The organism is Micromonospora sp. NPDC051300, assembly GCF_044455315.1.
Lineage (GTDB): Bacteria > Actinomycetota > Actinomycetes > Mycobacteriales > Micromonosporaceae > Micromonospora > Micromonospora robiginosa.
In genome coordinates, this window is sequence record NZ_JBITEP010000003.1 from 131,415 (window position 1) to 144,528 (window position 13,114).

The 13,114-nt window shown below is 74.6% G+C and carries 15 protein-coding genes; 10 read left to right on the forward strand and 5 right to left on the reverse strand.

The window, feature by feature from the left end:
- Positions 1 to 110: 110 nt before the first annotated feature.
- Together ACIA5A_RS05555 and ACIA5A_RS05560 are read right to left on the reverse strand one after the other, a co-directional pair.
- Complete coding sequence (locus ACIA5A_RS05555) at positions 111 to 704, reverse strand: DUF3515 family protein (protein WP_396756741.1); 594 nt, start codon at positions 702 to 704, stop codon at positions 111 to 113.
- Entirely contained in the window at positions 705 to 938 is a 234-nt protein-coding gene (locus ACIA5A_RS05560) for an Lrp/AsnC ligand binding domain-containing protein (RefSeq protein ID WP_013284547.1), read from the reverse strand. It lies immediately after the preceding gene.
- Positions 939 to 1,105: 167 nt separating this feature from the next.
- Here ACIA5A_RS05560 and ACIA5A_RS05565 point away from each other — a divergent pair, with 167 nt between their 5' ends.
- Positions 1,106 to 2,044 (forward strand): thiamine-phosphate kinase, encoded by a 939-nt coding sequence (locus tag ACIA5A_RS05565; RefSeq protein ID WP_396756743.1) that lies wholly within the window; start codon positions 1,106 to 1,108, stop codon positions 2,042 to 2,044.
- Between the two features lie 72 nt (positions 2,045 to 2,116).
- A complete protein-coding gene (locus ACIA5A_RS05570; protein ID WP_396756745.1) occupies positions 2,117 to 2,584 on the forward strand; it encodes a GNAT family N-acetyltransferase in 468 nt (155 codons plus the stop codon).
- Positions 2,585 to 2,587: 3 nt separating this feature from the next.
- Here ACIA5A_RS05570 and ACIA5A_RS05575 read toward each other — a convergent pair whose 3' ends face one another.
- Both ACIA5A_RS05575 and rpmB read right to left on the reverse strand, forming a co-directional pair.
- Entirely contained in the window at positions 2,588 to 3,844 is a 1,257-nt protein-coding gene (locus tag ACIA5A_RS05575; RefSeq protein ID WP_396756747.1) for an ATP-grasp domain-containing protein, read from the reverse strand.
- A gap of 183 nt (positions 3,845 to 4,027) precedes the next feature.
- Positions 4,028 to 4,219, reverse strand: a complete 192-nt coding sequence (gene rpmB, locus ACIA5A_RS05580; RefSeq protein ID WP_046569512.1) for a 50S ribosomal protein L28 — start codon at positions 4,217 to 4,219, stop codon at positions 4,028 to 4,030.
- Between the two features lie 209 nt (positions 4,220 to 4,428).
- Here rpmB and ACIA5A_RS05585 point away from each other — a divergent pair, with 209 nt between their 5' ends.
- Genes ACIA5A_RS05585 through ACIA5A_RS05595 form a run of 3 tightly spaced genes read left to right on the forward strand, consistent with a single transcriptional unit; the run spans position 4,429 to position 9,195 of the window.
- On the forward strand, positions 4,429 to 6,030 hold the full coding sequence (locus ACIA5A_RS05585; RefSeq protein ID WP_396756749.1) for a DAK2 domain-containing protein: 1,602 nt from the start codon (positions 4,429 to 4,431) through the stop codon (positions 6,028 to 6,030).
- On the forward strand, positions 6,027 to 8,228 hold the full coding sequence (gene recG, locus ACIA5A_RS05590) for an ATP-dependent DNA helicase RecG (RefSeq protein ID WP_396756751.1): 2,202 nt from the start codon (positions 6,027 to 6,029) through the stop codon (positions 8,226 to 8,228). The genes ACIA5A_RS05585 and recG overlap by 4 nt, the downstream gene beginning before the upstream one ends.
- A gap of 25 nt (positions 8,229 to 8,253) precedes the next feature.
- The gene (locus ACIA5A_RS05595) at positions 8,254 to 9,195 is read left to right on the forward strand and encodes a serine hydrolase domain-containing protein (RefSeq protein ID WP_396756753.1); all 942 of its coding nucleotides are present in this window, start codon (positions 8,254 to 8,256) and stop codon (positions 9,193 to 9,195) included.
- 59 nt (positions 9,196 to 9,254) lie between these two features.
- On the opposite strand, the gene ACIA5A_RS05600 is transcribed toward ACIA5A_RS05595, so the two are convergent.
- Positions 9,255 to 10,196: a cell wall anchor protein gene (locus ACIA5A_RS05600; protein ID WP_396756755.1), complete on the reverse strand. Its 942-nt coding sequence runs from the start codon at positions 10,194 to 10,196 to the stop codon at positions 9,255 to 9,257.
- Positions 10,197 to 10,442: 246 nt separating this feature from the next.
- On the opposite strand from ACIA5A_RS05600, the gene rsmD reads away from it, so the two are divergent.
- The 5 genes from rsmD (at position 10,443) to rpmF (ending at position 13,083) form a co-directional block, all read left to right on the forward strand.
- Positions 10,443 to 11,006 carry a 16S rRNA (guanine(966)-N(2))-methyltransferase RsmD gene (rsmD, locus tag ACIA5A_RS05605; protein ID WP_396756757.1) on the forward strand — a complete coding sequence of 188 codons (564 nt, stop codon included), beginning with the start codon at positions 10,443 to 10,445 and terminating at the stop codon, positions 11,004 to 11,006.
- Positions 11,003 to 11,479, forward strand: a complete 477-nt coding sequence (coaD, locus tag ACIA5A_RS05610; RefSeq protein WP_396756759.1) for a pantetheine-phosphate adenylyltransferase — start codon at positions 11,003 to 11,005, stop codon at positions 11,477 to 11,479. Before rsmD ends, coaD begins: the two co-directional genes overlap by 4 nt.
- Before the next feature lie 236 nt (positions 11,480 to 11,715).
- On the forward strand, positions 11,716 to 12,213 hold the full coding sequence (locus ACIA5A_RS05615) for a hypothetical protein (RefSeq protein WP_088946596.1): 498 nt from the start codon (positions 11,716 to 11,718) through the stop codon (positions 12,211 to 12,213).
- Positions 12,214 to 12,340: 127 nt separating this feature from the next.
- Complete coding sequence (locus tag ACIA5A_RS05620) at positions 12,341 to 12,904, forward strand: DUF177 domain-containing protein (protein WP_181572141.1); 564 nt, start codon at positions 12,341 to 12,343, stop codon at positions 12,902 to 12,904.
- Between the two features lie 5 nt (positions 12,905 to 12,909).
- The gene (gene rpmF / locus ACIA5A_RS05625; RefSeq protein ID WP_089156974.1) at positions 12,910 to 13,083 is read left to right on the forward strand and encodes a 50S ribosomal protein L32; all 174 of its coding nucleotides are present in this window, start codon (positions 12,910 to 12,912) and stop codon (positions 13,081 to 13,083) included.
- The last annotated feature ends 31 nt before the right edge of the window (positions 13,084 to 13,114 follow it).

A 13,114-nucleotide genomic window follows, 5' to 3' on the forward strand; every position in this document is an offset into this window, starting at 1 on the left:
CCCGGGGGGGGGGGGGGGGCCGGGGGTCTTACAACCCGTCCGCCCCCCACCCGCCCCCGCGCCCCCCCCGGGCGGGGCGGCGCGGCGGCGGCCCGCCCCCCCCCGCCCGGTCAGCCGGAGCTGGAGCAGCCCGACGGGGCCGTCTTCGCCGAGGGCACCGCGCTGACGATCGCGTCGGAGATCTGCACCACCCACTGCAACGGCGGCTCGTAGGTCTTCGGCACCCGCACCCGGACCGGGGTCTCCCGGTCGGCGGTGGTCAGCACCGTGGCGTCGGCCTCCTGCACCGGATGCCAGCACACGCCGTTGACCCGGAAGACCTCGTCGGTGGGCGGCACCTGCGGCGCGCTCCCGCCGCAGGCCAGGGTGAGCGCCGGGTCGCCGTAGGCGGCGTTCTGCTCCGGGCCCGCGGTGACCGGGCGCTGCGGCAGGTCACGCACGCTGTCGGGCAGTTGCGACACCAGCGCGCGGCAGAGCACGGCCGGGCGCTGGGCCAACGCCGGGGCGGGCAGCTCGACCGGCGCGCTCGACTGCGCCCGGGGGCTGGCCGAGGCGCTCGGTGCCGCGTCCGGCGACTCCGGGGCCAGCTTGGCGAGGGTGAAGGCGGCCACCGCCACGGTCACCGGCACCGCCACCAGCGTCGCCCAGAGCGCGGCCCGGCGGGCGCCGTGGTCCCGGCGCGGGGTGTCGTCCGTCTCGTCCACTTACAGCCGCACCACCGAACACGTGAGGGTGCGGGTGATGCCGGGCACCATCTGCACCTTGCTGACGATGAGTTTGCCCAGCTCGTCGACCGTGTTCGCCTCGGTGAGCACGACCACGTCGTAGGGCCCGGTGACGGCGTCGACCCGGACCACGCCGGCAAGGTCCGCGATCAGACCGGCCACGTCACGCGCCCGACCGACCTCGGTCTGGATGAGGATGTACGCCTGTACCACGACTCGACCTCCGTCCGTCGCCGCCTGGGGCGGCCCGAAGGGTGAAACTACCGCACCGCCCGGGGGTGATCCCTATCGGTCGCCGGGTGGACGCGGTGAGCGAGCAGACGCCGGTACGGGGACAGGGGTGGGACGTGCGGGACGACGGAGCCAGACGAGGGGACGGCATGACGGTCGCGGGTGTCGGGGAGTTCGGACTGATCGACCGGGTGACCGCCCGGCTGTCGTACGGGGAGAGCTGCCTGCTCGGCCCCGGCGACGACGGTGCGGTGGTGGCGGCGCCGGACCGGCGGGTGGTCGCCTCCACCGACGTGCTGGTCGAGGGGCGGCACTTCCGGCGGGACTGGTCGTCGGCGCGGGACGTGGGACACCGCGCGGCGGCGGCCAACCTCGCCGACATCGCCGCCATGGGCGCCACCCCGACCGCGCTGCTCGTCGCGCTCTGCATGCCGGCCGAGCTGGACCCGGCCTGGGCGGAGGAGCTGGCCGACGGGCTGGGCGCGGAGGCGGCCGGGGTGGGCGCGAGCGTGGTCGGTGGGGACATGTCGGCCAGCCCGACGCTCACCGTCGCGGTGACCGCGCTCGGCGACCTGGCCGGCCGGCCGCCTGTGGTGCGCTCCGGGGCCCGGCCGGGTGACGTGGTGGCGCTGGCCGGGCGGACCGGCTGGGCGGCGGCCGGCTACACGGTGCTGTCCCGCGGCTTCCGCACGCCCCGCCTGCTGGTCGAGGCGTTCCGTCGGCCGGAGGTGCCCTACCCGGCGGGACCGGCGGCGGCCGGCGCCGGGGCCACCTCGATGATCGACGTGTCGGACGGGTTGCTCGCCGACCTCGGGCACGTGGCGGCGGCCAGCGGGGTGGCGATCGACCTGCACCGGGACGCGTTCGAGGTGCCCCGGCAGATGCGCGACGCCGCGCAGGCGCTCGGCGTCGACCCGTACACCTGGATCCTGGCCGGTGGCGACGACCACGCCCTGGCCGCGACGTTCCCGCCGGACGCGGCGCTGCCGGACGGCTGGCGGCGGGTCGGCCGGGTCGGCGAGGGCGGCGGGGTCACCGTCGACGGCGCCGGCTACGACGGCCCGCCCGGCTGGGACCACTTCCGGTGACCCGCAGTGATCTGCGTCCGACCTCGGCGGCGGGAGCGGGCCGGGCGGCGGGGCCGGTCGTAACCTGACCCGGTGAGCGAGATCGAGATCCTCCCGCGGCGCTTCGACGCGCCCGAGTCGCAGGCGTTGATCCGGGCGGCGCTCGCCGACCTCGGCGCGCGGTACGGCGGCAGCGGCGACGAGACCCCCGTCGACGCGGACGAGTTCGTCCCGCCGGCCGGCGCCTTCCTGGTCGCCTACCTGGACGGGCGGCCGGTCGGGTGCGGCGGCTGGCGCAGTCACGGCGAGGACGGGGACTGCGCCGAGCTGAAGCGGATGTACACCGCGCCGGACGCCCGGGGCCGGGGCGTCGCCCGGTCGGTGCTCGCCGCGGTCGAACGGTCCGCCCGCGACGCCGGCCGCAAGCGGATCGTGCTGGAGTGCGGCGACAAGCAGCCCGAGGCGATCGCCATGTACACCTCGGCCGGCTACGAGCGGATCCCGAACTTCGGTTACTACCGGGACGCGCCGGGCTGCCTGTCGTTCGGCCGTACCCTCTGACCGTCAGCCGACGGTGATGCGGATCTCCCCGGCGGCGCGGCGGGCGGCGACCGCCGCCTCGTCCGGCGTCGCGCCCCAGGCCATCAGGTGCCCGCTGCGGTGCGCCGAGGAGAGCAGCTCCGGCACGGTCTGCCCGACCTTCGTGTCGACCTGCACGTCGAGCACGCCCGGCACCCGCAGCGCGGCCCGCCGACCGTCCACCGCGGTGACCCGGCCCGGCGGGGCGATGAGGAACTCGATCGCCGCCGCGCCGGTCGCCCGGTGCGGCAGCGCCGGGCGTTCGCCGCGCAACACCCGCAGGTACGCCTCGATGACGTCGCGCTCGTAGGCGATCGAGATCAGCGCGGTGATCATGTCGCCGGGCATCCGGGCCGCGCACTCGACGAGCGTCGGCACGCCGTCGACCAGGATCCACTCGCTGTGCAGCATGCCGCTGCGGAAGCCGGCCGCCTCGGCGAGGCGGACCGCGGCGGACCGCAGCGCGTCGTGCTCGGCGGCGGGCAGCGCGGACGGCACGGTGTGCCCGGTCTCCACCGGGTAGCGGCCACCGGCGACCCGCTTGTCGGTGACGTTGGCGAAGAGCACCTCGCCGTCGGCGACCAGCAGCTCCACGCTGTGCTCGGAGCCGACCAGCAGCTCCTCGACAAGCACGCCGGTGGGCAGGCCGCGCGCGGTGGCCTCGGCCGGCTCCGGCGGGGTGGCGCTGGCCGCCCACCGGCCCGGCAGCTCGGCCGGGTCGGTGACCAGTTGCACGCCCAGGCTGCCCGAGCGGCGGGTGGGCTTGAGCACGCACCGGCCGCCGTGCGCCCGGGCGAACGCGACCGCCCGGTCCGGGTCGTCGACCAGCTCGTAGGCGGGGTTGGCCAGGCCGATCTCGTCGGCCAGCAGACGCATCCGGTGCTTGTCGGAGAAGACGTCCGCGGCCCGCACCCCGGCGCCGGGCAGGCCGAGCCGGTCGGCCAGCCGGGCGGTGGCGCCGACCGCGTACTCCAGGCCGGGCAGGACCAGCCGAGCGCCGGCCAGGCCCGGTTCCCGGGCGAGCAGGTCGTCGGCGTCGAAGCCGGTCTGGTATTCGGCCGCGACCAGCCGGCCGATCAGCGGCAGCTCCTCGGCGAACCGGGTCAGGCCGCGACGGTCGATCACGTCCGGCTCCTCGACCAGCACCACGCTGCCGGCCGGCAGCTCCTGGTCGAACCAGCGCAGCGAGCCGAACGACCCACCGACCACCACCACGTGCTCGCGACCCAGATCGAGGTCCACCGGTCGTTCCTCCCCACGGCCCGCGCCGGAACCGGACGGCCGGCGCAGCAGCACCCTAACCGGCGGATGCCAGCGGGTCGCCGTACGGTCGGTCAGCCGTCGTCGCCTGTCGGTGGACACGACAGAAGCCGGCGACCCCGAGGGGGCCGCCGGCGACCGACGATGTCCGGTGGTGCCGCCGCGTCAGGCGCGGGTGACCTTGCCGGCCTTGATGCAGGAGGTGCACACCTGAAGCTTCTTGGTGGTGCCGCCACCGGCCGGGGTCCGCACCGACTGGATGTTCGGGTTCCAGCGGCGGTTGGTCTTCTTCTTGGACCAGGGCACGTTGTGGCCGAAGCCCGGCCCCTTGCCACAGACGTCGCACACGCTAGCCACGGGATACTCCTGGGATTGATACGTTCATGAGGTCGCCGCCAGGCGCAGCCCGGGCAACCTGGTCAGGTTACCCGATGCCGATCCGTACGCCCAACCGGCCCTTCGCGAGCCCGCCCAGCGTACCGGCCGGCCGGGCCGGACCGCCCCGCCGGTGCGGACACGCCGGACGACCCCGGCACGTGTCGGTGCGCGCCAGTAGGCTTCCCGACGTGCTGGACACCCTCGACGCGGCCGCGGTGCGCCGCTGGTGCACGAGCGGGCTGGCCGCCCTCCGGCGGCACCAGGGCGAGATCGACGATCTCAACGTCTATCCGGTGCCGGACGGCGACACCGGCACCAATCTGGTGCTCACGCTCACCTCCGCGCAGCAGGCCCTGGCGATGGACCTGGGCACGCTGCCCGACGACGGGCACACCCCGCACGGGCACGCGTTGCGGTTGATGGCCCAGGGTGCGCTGCTCGGCGCGCGGGGCAACTCCGGCGTGATCCTCTCGCAGATCCTGCGTGGCCTGGCCGACACGCTCGGCGCCGCGCCGGAGGTCCGGGGCCGCCAACTCGCCGACGCGCTGGCCGACGCCACCGCCGCCGCCTACGCCGCGGTCGCCCGACCGGTCGAGGGCACCCTGCTCAGCGTGGTCGCCGCGGCGGCCGGCGCGGCCCAGCGGGTGGACAGCGACGACCTGCGCGCGGTGGCCCGGGCCGCGGCCGAGGCGGCCGCCGCGGCGCTGGCCCGCACCCCGGAGCAACTGCCCGAGCTGGCCCGCGCCGGCGTGGTCGACGCCGGCGGGCGCGGGCTGTGCCTGCTGCTCGACGCGCTCGTCGAGGTGGTCACCGGGGAGAGCCCCGGGCAGCCGGCGCCCGCGCCACCCGCGCTGCGCCGGCCCGGCACCGCCGTCCGGGAGGCCGGCTCCGAGGCGTACGCCTACGAGGTGCAATACCTGCTCGACGCCTCCGACGAGGCGGTGGCCCGGCTGCGCCAGGACCTGGCGGCGCTCGGCGACTCGCTGGCGGTGGTCGGTGACGGCGCCGGCACCTGGAACGTGCACGTGCACGTCAACGACGTCGGCGCGGCCGTCGAGGCGGGCGTGGTCGCCGGCCGGCCGCACCGGATCGCGGTGACCCGCTTCGCCGACCGGACCGCTCCGGCGGCGGCGCGGCCGGACGGCCGGGCCGCCGTGGTGGTGGCGACCGGGGCCGGCATCGCCGAGCTGTTCGCCGCCGAGGGCGCCGTGGTGGTCCCGGCGAACCCGTCCACCGGCGAGCTGCTCGACGCGATCCGGGCCACCGGCGCGGCCCGGGTGGTGGTGCTGCCGAACGACCCGAACACGCAGTCGGTGGCGAGCGCGGCGGCGAGGGAGGCGCACGGCCTGGGCGTGAAGGTGAGCGTGGTGCCGACCCGCTCGCCGGTGCAGGCGCTCGCCGCGCTTGCCGTGCGCGACCCGAAGCGGCGCTTCGAGGACGACGTGATCGCGATGGCCGAGGCGGCCGGCGCCTGCCGCTACGCCGAGGTCTGTCACGCCGGCCGGGAGGCGCTCACCGTCGCCGGCCCGTGCCGCCCGGGTGACGTGCTGGCCCTGGTGGAGGGCGAGGTGCACCTGATCGGGCACGATCTGACCGACACCTGCACGGCAGTTGTCGACCGGATGCTCGGCGGCGGCGGCGAGCTGGTCACGCTGCTCTGCGGGGCGGACGCCCCGGCCGGGCTGGCCGACCGGGTCCGCGACCACGTCGAGCGGTCCTGGCCGTTCGTCGAGGTGCAGGCCTACGAGGGCGGCCAGCCGCACTATCCGCTCCTGCTGGGGGTCGAATGACGAGCGAACCGTCGACGGTGGACACCCTGTTGAAGAAGCTGGTGGGGGAGAAGACGGCGAAGGCGTTGGCCGGCCACCTCGACCTGCACACCGCGGGCGACCTGATCTACCACTTCCCGCGTCGCTACGACGAGCGCGGAGAGCACACCGACATCCGCTCGCTGGACGTGGGGGAGCAGGTCACCGTGCTGGCCCAGGTGCAGCGCACCGCGGTCCGCCCGATGCGGCAGCGGCGCGGCAACCTGCTGGAGGTCACCGTCGGCGACGGCTCGGGCGGCGTGCTCACCTGCACCTTCTTCGGCAACCAGGCGTGGCGCGAGCGGGAGCTGCGCCCGGGCCGGTGGGGGCTGTTCGCCGGCAAGGTGACCGAGTTCCGGGGCAAGCGGCAGCTCAACGGCCCGGAATACGTGCTGCTCGGCGAGGGCGGCGACGGCGAGGCGGCGGCCAACGAGGAGGTCGAGGAGTTCGCCGGGGCGCTGATCCCGGTCTACCCGGCCGCCGCCGCGGTGCCGACCTGGGTGATCGCCCGCTGCGTCCGGGTGGTGCTGGACACGTTCACCCCGCCGGACGATCCGCTGCCTACAGGCGTGCGGGCCACCCGCAACCTGGCCGGCATCGGCGACGCGTTGCGCGAGATCCACCGGCCGACCAGCAAGGAGGCGCTCTACCGGGCCCGCCGCCGGCTGAAGTGGGACGAGGCGTTCGCGGTCCAGCTCACCCTGGTGCAGCGCAAGCACCGGGCGGCGGCGTGGCCGGCGCGGGCCCGGCCGGCGACGGCGGGCGGCCTGCTGGACGCGTTCGACGCCCGGCTGCCCTACGAGCTGACGTCCGGTCAGCAGACGGTCGGCCGGGAGATCGCCGCCGACCTGGCCACCCCGCACCCGATGCACCGGCTGCTGCAGGGCGAGGTGGGTTCCGGCAAGACGGTGGTGGCGTTGCGCGCGATGCTCCAAGTGGTGGACGCGGGCGGTCAGGCCGCGTTGCTCGCCCCGACCGAGGTGCTCGCCGCCCAGCACCACCGCGGGATCCTCGACCTGCTCGGGCCGCTCGGTCGGGCCGGTGAGCTGGGCGCCGCCGACGACGCGACACGGGTGGAGCTGGTCACCGGCTCGCTGGGCGCGGCGGCCCGGCGACGCGCGCTGGCCGAGGTGGCCGAGGGGCGCGCCGGCATCGTGCTCGGCACGCACGCCCTGCTCTACGAGGGCGTCGACTTCGCCGACCTGGGCCTGGTGGTGGTGGACGAGCAGCACCGGTTCGGCGTGGAGCAGCGGGACGCGTTACGCGCCAAGGCCGACCAGCCGCCGCACGTGCTCGTGATGACCGCCACCCCGATCCCGCGCACGGTCGCCATGACCGTCTACGGCGACCTGGAGACGTCCACGCTGTCCCAGTTGCCGCAGGGCCGTTCGCCGATCGCCTCGCACGTGGTTCCGGCCGCCGACAAGCCGGCCTTCCTCGACCGGGCCTGGCGTCGGCTGCGCGAGGAGGTCGGCAAGGGCCACCAGGCGTACGTGGTCTGCCCGCGTATCGGCGAGGGGCCGCAGAGCGAGGAGGAGCCGCCCCGGGAGGACGACAACGGCCGCCGCCCGCCGCTCGCGGTGACCGAGGTGGCGCCGCTGCTCGCCGAGGGGCCGCTGCACGGGCTGCGGATCGGGGTGCTGCACGGGCGGTTGCCGGCCGACGAGAAGGACACGGTGATGCGGTCCTACGCCGCCGGCGACCTGGACGTGCTGGTCGCGACCACCGTGGTCGAGGTGGGCGTCAACGTGCCCAACGCCACCGTGATGATCGTGCTGGACGCCGACCGGTTCGGCGTCTCCCAGCTCCACCAGTTGCGCGGGCGGGTGGGCCGTGGTTCGGCCGCCGGTCTCTGCCTGCTGGTCACCGAGGCGGCCGAGGGCTCGTCCGCTCGCGAGCGGTTGGACGCGGTGGCCTCCACCACCGACGGATTCAAGCTGGCCGAGCTCGACCTGGAGCAGCGCCGGGAGGGCGACGTGCTCGGCGCGACCCAGTCCGGCCGGCGCTCGCACCTGCGGCTGCTGTCGCTGCGACGCGACACCGACCTGATCCGGGACGCCCGGGCCGAGGCCGTCACCCTGGTCGAGGAGGACCCGGAGCTGGCCCGGCATCCGGCGCTTGCGGCGTCGGTGGCCGCGCTGGTCGACGAGGAGCGGGCGGAATACCTGGAGAAGGGCTGAGCCGTGCTCGGCTAGGCTCCGGCAGATGTCGATCTTCACGCACGATCGCGGTGTGCTGCTGCTGGCCCGTGGCGACGAGCTTCTGGTGGACCGGGTCGCCGGCACCGCCGACGAGGCCACCGGCGCGCCCTGCACCCCGGCCACCCGGTTCCAGATCGCGTCGATCAGCAAGCAGATGGCGGCCGTCGCGGTGCTGCTGCTCGCCGAGCGGGGCACGCTCCGCCTGACCGATCCGGTCGTGCGGTGGCTGCCCGACCCGCCGCCGTCGTCGTGGTCCGGCATCACGCTGCACCACCTGCTCACCCACACCTCGGGGCTGGGCCACTGGGAGGAGCACCCGGCCGTCGACCTGGTCGCGCCGACCGGGCCGGACAACCTGCTCGCCGCGTTCGCCGCCGTGCCGCCGCTGTTCCGGCCGGGCGCGGGGTGGCACTACAGCAGCCCCGGCTACGTGCTGCTGGCCCGGGCCGTCGAGCGGGCGTCCGGCCGGCCGTACGCCGATTTCCTGGCCGAGGAGGTCTTCGCGCCGCTCGGCATGACGGGCAGCTTCGCCGGGTCGGGTGCCGGGCGGCCGGACGTGGCGGTCGGGCACGAGGGCGGGCGACCGGTGCCGTCGTGGGACCTGGCAACCGTCAGCATGGGCGCCGGTGACGTCTGGTGCACCGGGGCGGACCTGCTCACCTGGCTCGACGTGCCGCGCCGGGGCCGGTTGCTCAGCGCGTCGTCGGTGGCCGCGATGACCGCGCCGCACGCGCCGACCGGCCGGCCCGGCGAGGCGTACGGCTACGGGTTCTTCGTCGGGCCGCTGGCCGGCCGGCGGGCGGTCCACCACTCCGGGGACAACGGCGGCTACAAGGCGTTCGCCGCCTGGCTGCCCGAGGAGGACCGGCGGCTCGTGTTGCTGTCCAACCAGGCGGAGGTCAACCCGACGGCGGTGACCTCGGTCCTGGACCCGGACGCCGCCTGAGCACGGCGAGGGCGCGCCGACCGGGTGGTCGACGCGCCCTCGTGGCGGTTCGGGTCGGGTCAGGCGGTGAAGCTGATCCGGCGGCGACGGGCCACCACGTAGAGCACCGCGCCGGCGGCCAGCAGCAGCACCGCGCCACCGGCGATGGCGCCCGCGGCGGGGCCGGTCACCGGCAGGCCGCCGCCCTGGCCGGAGCAGTCCTCCGGCTGGGTGTACGGGATGGTCTCGGAGTCGGCGACCACGTCGTACTTCACGGTGACCTTGAGGCCCCGGTAGGCGTCGAACTCGACCGAGGTGGTCTTGCCCGGCTCGGAGACGAGTTTCTTGGTGACGCCCTTCTCGGTGGTCAGCGTGGCGGAGAAGGGGACGCCCTTCGCCGGGTTCTCCACGATGAAGGTCATCGAGTCGCAGTCCTGGTCGAGCTTGAAGATCGGCTCGGCCGGGGCGGAGGGGGTGGCCGACGGGCTCGGCGGGGTGGAGGCGGACGGCGTCGGGGTGGGCTCCGGCGACTCGGTCGGCTCCGGGGTGGCACTCGGCGACGGCGTCGGCGACGAGGGCGACGGCGAGGGGCTCTCCTCGACCTCGCAGTCGCGGCTGGGCTGGGCGATGACGGTGCGCTCGCCGTCGTGCGACTGGCGGCCCCGCTCCCAGTGCGCCCCGACGGTCAGCTTCAGCTCGGGGATCGCACCGGTGAACGTGTGGGTCTGGGTGCCGGTCAGCGGCCCCTCGCTCTGCTTCTTGAGTTCCGCGCCCACGGCCAGGCCGCCGGTGATGTCGCCGGGCACGGTGGACTCGAGCTTGGTGATGCGGCCGGAGATGTCGCGTTCGCTGCTGATCACCGACCAGGTGACGGTGACCGTGCCGTCCTTGGCGGCGCAGTAGCTGCCGGACGGCTCCGGGTGGTGGGCGGAGGCCGGGGCGGCGACGGTGGCCACGCCCGCGAGGCCGATCAGCGCGCCGGCGGTGAGGACGGCGGCACGCCGGAGGTGGAGACGGTTCACGTCTTCTCCTGAGGAGGGGAGGATGGGAGAGGGCGCGGCGGACGGACCGGAGTCGCGCGTCCGCACAGCAACCGGGCAGACCCTAGCGAGATCGACAGCGCGGGCGTTACCGCGATCTACGGGTCGTAAAGGGTCCGTTATGAATCCGAGATCATTGATGTACACCGGGTCACCGACCGTCGCTCCGGGTGGTCCCCGGCCGGTTTCCCGCGTCGCGTAGCGTCGGGGCATGCGCAGGGAACGACGGTGACCCGGATCGTGGCCGGCACGCTCGGCGGGCGGCGGATCGCCGCGCCGCCCGGCGCCGGCACCCGACCGACCTCGGACCGGGTGCGGGAGGCGCTGTTCAGCGCCGTGCAGGCCGACGTGGACCTGGCCGGCGCGCGGTTCGCCGACCTCTATGCCGGCTCCGGCGCGGTGGGCCTGGAGGCGCTGTCCCGGGGCGCGGCCCACGTGCTGCTCGTCGAGTCGGACCCCCGGGCCGCCCGGGTGATCCGGGAGAACATCGCCGCGCTGCGGGCCGCCCCGGCCGCCCGTCTGGTCACCGGCAGGGTGGGCGGGGTGCTCGCGGGCGGGCCGGACGACGGGCCGTACGACGTGGTCTTCGCCGATCCCCCCTACGCCGTGCCGGACGCGGAGCTCACCGCGATGCTTGCCGCGCTCGTCGACGGCGGCTGGCTCGCCCAGGACGCCCTGGTGGTGGTGGAACGGTCCAGCCGCACCGGCCCGCCCGGCTGGGTGGAGGGCGTCACGCCGGAGCGCAGTCGTCGCTACGGCGAGACCACCCTTTGGTACGGTCGCCGATCATGAGACGTGCGGTCTGCCCGGGCTCGTTCGACCCGGTCACCAATGGTCACCTCGACATCATCGGCCGGGCGAGCCGGCTCTTCGACGAGGTGATCGTCGGAGTGCTGATCAACCAGTCGAAGCAGGGGCTGTTCAGCGTCGAGGAGAGGATCAAGATGCTCCGCGAGGTGACCGCCTCGTACGACAACGTGCGGGTGGAGTCGTTCCGCGGCCTACTCGTCGACTTCTGTCGGGACCAGCGGGCGAGCGTGCTGATCAAGGGCCTGCGCGCGGTGAGCGACTTCGACTACGAGTTGCAGATGGCCCAGATGAACGTCGGTCTGGCCGGCGTGGAGACGCTCTTCATGCCGACCAACCCGCTCTACTCCTTCCTCTCCTCCAGCCTGGTCAAGGACGTGGCGAAGTGGGGCGGCGACATCTCCGCCCACGTCCCCGACCTGGTCCGCGAGCAACTGGTCACCCGCCTGCGCCCCTGACACGCCCCGCCCCACCCCGCCGATCTTGCGGTTGCGGCCCGCCCTTCGTCCGTTCCGACCGGAATGCCGGGGCGGAAAGTCCAAGATCGACGAGGTTGGGCGGGGGCGCGGGCGACGCGCCGGGCGGGGGCGGGTGGGGCGGGAGTGGTCGGGGCGCGACATGATGGGGACAGCGCCGAAACCGGGCGCAGGCCGCATGATGGAGGGCGGCCGACGAAGACAGGAGTGAGGCGCCGGTGGACCCGCTCGATCGCATCGACGAACTGATCGCCATGGTGGAGCAGGCCCGCTCCGTCCCGATGTCGCGCAACAACTGCATGGTCGACCGCGGCGAGATGATCGCGGCGCTCGACGAGATGCGCGCGGACCTCCCCGCCGACCTGCGCCGCGCCGCCGCCCTCCTGGAGGAGCGGGACAAGATCATGGAGGCCGGCAAGCGCGAGGCCGACCGGATCATCAGCGAGGGTGAGGCGGAACACGCCCGGCTCGTCTCGGTGAACGAGATCACCGTCTCGGCCGAGCACGAGGGCGCCCGGATCATCGCCGAGGCGCGCGCCGAGGCGCAGCGCCTCCGCGAGGAGGTGGACGACTACGTCGACACCGCGCTGGCCAACTTCGAGCAGTTCCTGACCCGGGCGCTGGCCTCGATAGAGCGTGGCCGGGACAAGATGCACGCGCTGCGCGAGATCGGCACCTTCGCGGGGGACGAGGCGGAGCGCCCGCTACCCTTCTGAGCGGCGCACGGGCCGGTCGCCGACAGCCGGCTGCCGCCGGGCCGGGGCGGGACACGCCCCCGGTTCGACGGTCCGCACCCCTGCCAGGTAACCTTTTTTGTCGGCCTCTCACGGCCGGAGTCTGACTATGCCCAAACATTCGCCTCGCCAACTCGACCCCAGGGCGCCGCTGGTCCTCGACACGAGGGACCTGCCGCGTCGCCCTGGAGCGTTGCGTGAGCTCCGGCGGGTCGTGGCGGCACCGGCGGACCTCGGCGTGGAGTTGATCGGCGTGCCGGAGGGCGCGGACCTCGACCTCGACCTGAGGTTGCAGTCGGTGTCCGAGGGCGTGCTCGTCTCCGGGACCGTCACCGGTTCCGCCAGGGGCGAGTGCGGCCGTTGCCTGCGCGAGATCGACGACTCGGTGGTCGTCAACGTCCAGGAGCTGTACGCGTACGAGGACAGCACCACGGACGAGACGACCGACGAGGACGAGGTGGGCCGGATGCAGGGCGATCTGATCGACCTGGAGCCGGCGTTGCGGGACGCGGTGGTGCTCGCGCTGCCGACCAACCCGCTCTGCCGGGAGGACTGCCCAGGCCTGTGCCCCGAGTGTGGGGTGCACTGGGACGATCTGCCGGCCGACCACAGTCACCAGCAGATCGACCCGCGTTGGGCGGGCCTGTCGCAACTGAACCGTACAGAGGAGTAGGAACCGTGGCCGTCCCCAAGCGCAAGATGTCGCGCAGCAACACCCGCGCCCGCCGGGCGAACTGGAAGGCCTCGGTGGTGGCGACCGTTGCCTGCCCGCAGTGCAAGTCGCCGAAGCTGCCGCACGCCGCCTGCTCCGTCTGCGGCACGTACAACGGCCGCCAGGTTCTCGAGGTCTGACCTGGACGCCGAGTGACGCCCCCGACCGATT

Coding starts and splice junctions, on each gene's coding strand:
- recG (WP_396756751.1), top strand. CDS start 6,027: ATGACGAGCGAACCGTCGACGGTGGACACCCTGTTGAAGAAGCTGGTG.
- ACIA5A_RS05620 (WP_181572141.1), top strand. CDS start 12,341: ATGCCCAAACATTCGCCTCGCCAACTCGACCCCAGGGCGCCGCTGGTC.
- coaD (WP_396756759.1), top strand. CDS start 11,003: ATGAGACGTGCGGTCTGCCCGGGCTCGTTCGACCCGGTCACCAATGGT.
- ACIA5A_RS05595 (WP_396756753.1), top strand. CDS start 8,254: ATGTCGATCTTCACGCACGATCGCGGTGTGCTGCTGCTGGCCCGTGGC.
- ACIA5A_RS05565 (WP_396756743.1), top strand. CDS start 1,106: ATGACGGTCGCGGGTGTCGGGGAGTTCGGACTGATCGACCGGGTGACC.